This window comes from Maribacter sp., from assembly GCF_039968975.1.
Taxonomy (GTDB): domain Bacteria; phylum Bacteroidota; class Bacteroidia; order Flavobacteriales; family Flavobacteriaceae; genus Maribacter.
Window position 1 is genome coordinate 25566 of sequence record NZ_JBDVOT010000119.1, and the last position, 6178, is coordinate 31743.

The window sequence follows — 6178 nt, forward strand, 5'->3', positions numbered from 1 at the left end:
ATTAAAAAGGATACCCAATAGCAAAGTTTAAGGTCATGTTGTTATCTGCCTTACCAAAGAAAGGCACATTCCATCTTTCGTTTTCAGCTTCGTAGGGAATTCTTAATGGCGATGCCAGATCTAACCTGATTACAAAACTTTGAATATCTAATCGCACACCAAAACCTACACCCGCTGCTACTTCACTTAGCCAATCTTTCTCAAATTTACCATCTGTAAAAAGTGCTTCAGACGAAGTACTAATAGATTCGTCTTCTAACAGTTCAGAGTAATCTCCCGTTAGCCAAACATTACCCGCATCAACAAAAAAGGCACCTTTTAAATAAGAGAATAACGGAAAACGATACTCCATATTAGCTTCTAATTTTAAGTTACCGGATTGGTCATAATAGTCTGTGGTGTCATCATCTGTATCCGGGTAAAAATTACCAGGTCCTATGGATCTAATATCAAAGGCGCGTACGCTGTACGGACCGCCAGAATAAAATTGCTTAACAAAAGGTAAGGTGGTACTATTGCCATAAGGTACACCCCAACCGGCGTATAGTCTAGATACCAAAGTGCGTTCATTTTTCCATCTTAAGTAAAGTCGTAAATCAGCATCTACTTTTGCATATTGCGCATATTCCGAGCCAAAAATAGTATTTGAACCACCACTGAATAAGCTTAAGGCATTTCCTGCCAAATCAAAATTGGTAGAAAAATATATGGGTTTTTCTTTACTTAAATTAGATACTTCATCATAGGTGAAACTATATAGCAGACCTGCTATAAAGCGCTGTTCAAAACTTTGACTTAAATATTCATTATCATCTAAAATTTCTTGAAATTCATCGGTTACATTAGATAGTCTAGAATAGTTGATACTGATGGGATCTAATGTATGATATACATATTGGTTTTCTTTCCAGGTGTACCCAAAGCTACTATTTACAGAACTTAGGGTAAACAAGTCACTACGCTGTAAAAAATCAACCCCAACAGATATTTTAGTTTTGGGTACCGCGTATTTAAATCTCTTTGGAGAGAATGGTATGGATCTAGGTATAATCAAATCGGCACTTAAACCACCTGCAATACTACTTAAATTAGAATCGCTGTTAGACAGCTGTAATTCATAAGAGAAATCTGCCGAGACACTGAACGTTTCACCACCGTTGAAAACATTTCTGTTGGTATGGCTCAATAAAATACCAGGACCAGTGTAACCGTTTGATCTAGAAACTGCTTGTATTTCTGCTCTAATGGACCGTTTTGTCAATGGAGCTAAATAGATGTCTGCTGCTAAAGAACCGCCATTACCGTCCGTTGCAGTGGTGTCAAGTTCCGTGTATTGTATATTTACGTACTTATAACTACCTAAAGCAGATAATCTACTGCTTGTTAGTTTAGAATTATTGGCATTGTAAAGATCCCCTTCATTAAACAATAGATAAGATTCTAATAATTTTGGTTTAAAATAAAACCTGTCCTGTATGAAATCTATACTATCAATTTGGGTAACATTCTCTTTCGTTAAAGGTATACTGTCCGCTTCAATACTATAATTTGGATATACTGAAATGGAATCTATTTTATAGGGTATAGAGGCACGCATTGGCACCTCTTTTTTGAGTCTAAGGAATAAATCAAACTTTCTATTCTTGTACTGATTAGTATCTGCTTCAAAAATTAACAGGTCTTCTTGACTGTTGTAAAAGCCTTTTTGCTTTAACCCATTATTTAGGCGTGCTCTCTCGGCTTTTAATAAATCTAAATCAAATCGATCACCTTTTTTCAACGCTGTTTCCGGTAGCATTTTTTTTATTTCCTTATACATTGGTAAGGTGTCAGATTCCAATTTATAATTTTCAAGAACGTAGGGTGCCGGTAATTTGGCGGAATAATGAACAGATGCAAATTTATCCTCAATTTCTGTTTCAGATTCAGATTGACTATAGAAAAATCCGTTATTATCAAGTCTGTTCAATATCAATTCTTCTACACGGTCAGGATTTACATCTGAAAAGTACACAGGTTCTTCACCGAAAGATTTATTGAGAAATTTATATAAGAACCCTGGTTTTTCTCGCTGTGCTTTATAATGAAAAAATAAGGCAGGTTTCATACCTAAAAACTTAGTGTTTGGGCTGGGCTCAATGAGATTAAGTAATTCTGATTTTACTTCTTTTTCGTCTTTAAGTTCACTTTCAGAATTTAATTCAAGGGTAGCTCCAGTATACAATTTCTCGCCTTCTGGTATATATTTTTCTATACCACAAGAATAGGCGAATACTAAAGCTGTGCAAAGTAAAGTACGATATGTAAATTTTCTATTTTTCAATGTCCTCTTCTTTCTTATCTTTTTTTGAATCTTCTTTGTTAGAATCTTTTTTTCTTAACGGATTAAACAGTTGACTGAATTTGTTGAACTCTCGATTAAAAATAAAGGCAACTCCGGTAATGATCAATTGCCCGTCTATAATATTTTGATACTCTTGTTTTCTAAAACCTTTAAGCCTATAAGTACCTTCTTCGCTAAGTAAATACTCTAATGTTACATTGCCAATTAATGGTGTTTCGGTCTCACTAGATGAGGCACTACCTTCTACATCTACGGCACTACCGGCTGTAACTATCAACCGGTCATTGAATAGCTTTTTACTGGCGCTAATGTTTAGCTGTGTTCTACTTTCTGCAGTACCACTTTCATAGTCTTCAAAACTGTCCAAATCAAAACCAAGCTCAAAACCGGTATTGCCCAATAGTTTACTGGAGATGGAGGTTAGCTCATTTGATAGTACTTTATTTACATTGTTCTTAGCAATAGATATAGCGCCGCCGCTACTACCGTCACTACCTGAAGTTGGATAAAAACGGTTCAGAGCTAAAAGCGAGAATACCTGTTTGTTCAATTCAGATTCTTGTTCGTTCAGTTGTTGTACTCTACTATATACGGCACCACCATAATTACCTTGTTCACTCTCGGGCATGTCTAAAGCAAATGATATTTCGGGTTGTGTTAGCTGTCCGTCAATATTGAGGTAAACCAAAAAATCTGCTGCCTGTTGGTATGTGCCAGAAACACTGCTGTCCGTACCATAACTTATAGATGACATTAATGAAGAGGCAGAAGTTTCTATTTCATAAATAGCGGTAACATCCATTTTAGCATCATATGGGTCACCGCTCCAAATAATACTGCTTCCTTTCTGTAATTGAAATTCACGGCTCACTAGATTATATAAGCTGGTTCTGTAGAACCCAGAGGTTAATTCTAACCTGCCTGAAAGGCGAATATCTTGATTGGGGTCTATATTCAAATTCAATGTTGCACTACCAGATGCCTGTAGTTTGTCTTGTGTTTTTTCATCAAGAACAATAGTAAATTTAGCTTCGCCACCAATTTCTAATATGGTGTTGATATCCATACCAGCGAAAAAGGAATTGGTTGCTTCCTCATCCGATCTTGTTAAGATAGCATCAGGGTTTTCTCTATTTACAAAAATGACTACACCATCACGTTCCTGAATATCTAATTGATCTTGAGGTACTACGTAGGTAAGGTCGGTAACATCACGTACACGTAATTTTCCGTCTATAACCGGTAATTCCAAATCTCCTTTTACGGTAACATCTGCCTGAATACTGGCAGTACCATATACCAGTTCATCATCTCCTTTTTTAGAATCTAACACCCTAAATTGATCGGTTTTTACCGAAAGATCAAAACCTGGGTTCGCAAAGCTTTCGGTAATGATATTGCCGTCTACAGTTAATGTACCCTGGTTGATGTCGCTTATAGCAAATGAATTGAAAGTGATGTCATCTTGATCAATATCTATAGATTGATTATCGATGGTAAAGGCAGATTTGTAGGCGTTTAAGCTTAACCCGAATTCATTAAAATTAATTCTACCAGAATATTTAGGCTCGGCAAGAGTACCTTTCACCAATAAGCTTCCATCTAAATACCCTTTGGCATCTGTTAATTGCTCATTAGAAAATCCTTGAAGGATACTTGCTTGCAGCTTTTGAATATCAAGTTCCATATTTAAAAATGCGGTATTCTCTTTGGCGGTATAGTCTCCTGTTAAGGTAAGATTGGCACCACCATCTTTCATTGCCAAATCAAAATCATATTCTGATAAGGATTTAGAAGATGCGTCTAAGGTTAAAGTACCTAACGAATTTTGTAGTACTTGAAAATCTTTGATATTTATATCCGAAACCAAGCCAGAGGCTGTATATGGATTAAGAATGACAAAGTCGCCTTCTACTTTGCCACTAGCCAATGCTTCATCTGGATTGAAAAAACTAAGAAAAGTCTGCAACTGAAAGTGTTCAAATAGAACGGCAATATGTTCTGTCTCTATTTTCGGAAACTTGTTTGATATTTCACATTTTTGAGCATTTCTGGTCAAGACAACATTTTCAAAGTCTGAATATGCATCAGCTATGACTATGTTGTTTTCCTCAGGTATTTCCCATTGCCTTTTATTTAATATTAAGTTTTCAGGGTCAATATGAAGTTTTATAGTATCCTTTTCAAATGTCAGTCCCGATCCTATGTGCATTACCTGTACAGTGTCGTTCTTAGAAGTAAAGTCTAGTTGTAATTCTTTATTTTTCAGGCTTCCTTCTAGATATGTCTGCTTTAAATGTATGGGTTCATAGATTAAATCTGCCAGACCTGCCGAGAATTTCAGGTCTTCAGCATCTGCTTTTATATAAGCATTTAAACTATCTACGGAGCTGCCCACATATGATATATGTGGTGCTTTTATATCTGCGGATATTTTTCTTTGTTTTGAATTAAAACTAGCATCAATATTCAAGGAATCTAAATCTTCTACTCCATTAAAAAATACTTTAGAAAGTACAGGGGTAGGGATTATGGTAAGTGCCAACTTTGCGTCAATATCATCTTCAGGGTTGAAGGTGCTGCCATCTGTTGAGAAATAATGCTCTAGTTGTTTTTTTAAGGCAACGTTAATACGATTTGGAGATGCATTGGATGTCAGTAGCCCGTTCAAGAAATTGCTTTGTATAGAGACGTCAGTAATAGAATCTTCAATATGCGCTTTTAAGGCAATGGTAGAAATTTGATATTGTTCGTTATCTGCAATAGCAATGCCCTCATCAATAGTCGTATTAATGGTAAAATTAGATGGTGAGCCTTTATAATCTCCATTAATATTTGCCGCAAGTTTTATATTTTGTTTTGTTATAGCAAGCTGTTGTAAATCTGCACCAATAATACTTGAAGTAAACGTAATGTCATTTTCTTGTGATGAAAGAGCCATAGTGGCATTTGCTTTCATATTTAAATTTGGATCGTTGATGTTTGCTGTTATATTACCATTTCCATCTTTCAAAATACCGTTAATGACAACCTCTTTATAATCATACCCGCCATAATTAAATTGAGAAATATTGCCATTAATTGTAGCATCGATATTACCAACTTCAGTACCTGACCCATTACCTTTTACGTTTAATGATATTTCACCTAATTGGTCGTTTTGTAATAGCTGCCCCAATTGTAAACTATCTACTGAAATAGTGCCATCAAATTTCATGGTATTGCGAAAATTTACTAAGGCATTTATGTTAGCGTTTCCTTCAGGAATTTTAATGTTTATATTAGGATTTACCCATGTGGTGCCGCCAGATAAACTACCTTCTGCTAAAATAGTTTCAGGTGTTGAAATGCCTAATTCTTTGGATAATATTATTTTTCTGATTGATTTTTTAGTGCTATTAAAGCTAATATTGTTCAAATTATAACGAAGAGAATCTGTTTCGGTTAGATTACTGATACTTCCTTTTGCTACAAGTTTGGTGTCTTTACCCCATTGTAGCTCTGTACTGAAATCATCGACTTTTTTTAAAGTTCCCACAGCTTTTAAATTACCACTAATGGGGTATGCAGATAAGGAATCTAAATATTGATTTTGAGCTAATTTTGGTTGTAGTTTAAGTATCTCATCAAGCGCTAAATGAAGGTTGGAAATATTGGCGAACAAGACACTTTTCTCAGGGTTTTTCAATGCTCCTTTCAGCGAGCTATACTGTACATTAAAATCTGCATTGGCAGAACCTTTATTTATTTGAAAAACCACATCAGAAAGTGATGCTTCAGTATTGGTCAGACCTGCATTAAATGCCAATTGATCAACCTCAATACCGCTAGGTT

At 35.5% G+C, this 6178-nt stretch carries 2 protein-coding genes; both read right to left on the reverse strand.

Translation table 11 applies throughout. The features are described 5' to 3' along the window. Position 1: 1 nt before the first annotated feature. Positions 2–2323 carry a BamA/TamA family outer membrane protein gene (locus ABJI11_RS08060; RefSeq protein WP_348351059.1) on the reverse strand — a complete coding sequence of 774 codons (2322 nt, stop codon included), beginning with the start codon at positions 2321–2323 and terminating at the stop codon, positions 2–4. Continuing rightward, positions 2313–6178, reverse strand: a 3866-nt coding sequence (locus ABJI11_RS08065) for a translocation/assembly module TamB domain-containing protein (RefSeq protein WP_348351062.1), incomplete at its 5' end; no start/stop codon positions are given. The genes ABJI11_RS08060 and ABJI11_RS08065, both read right to left, overlap by 11 nt.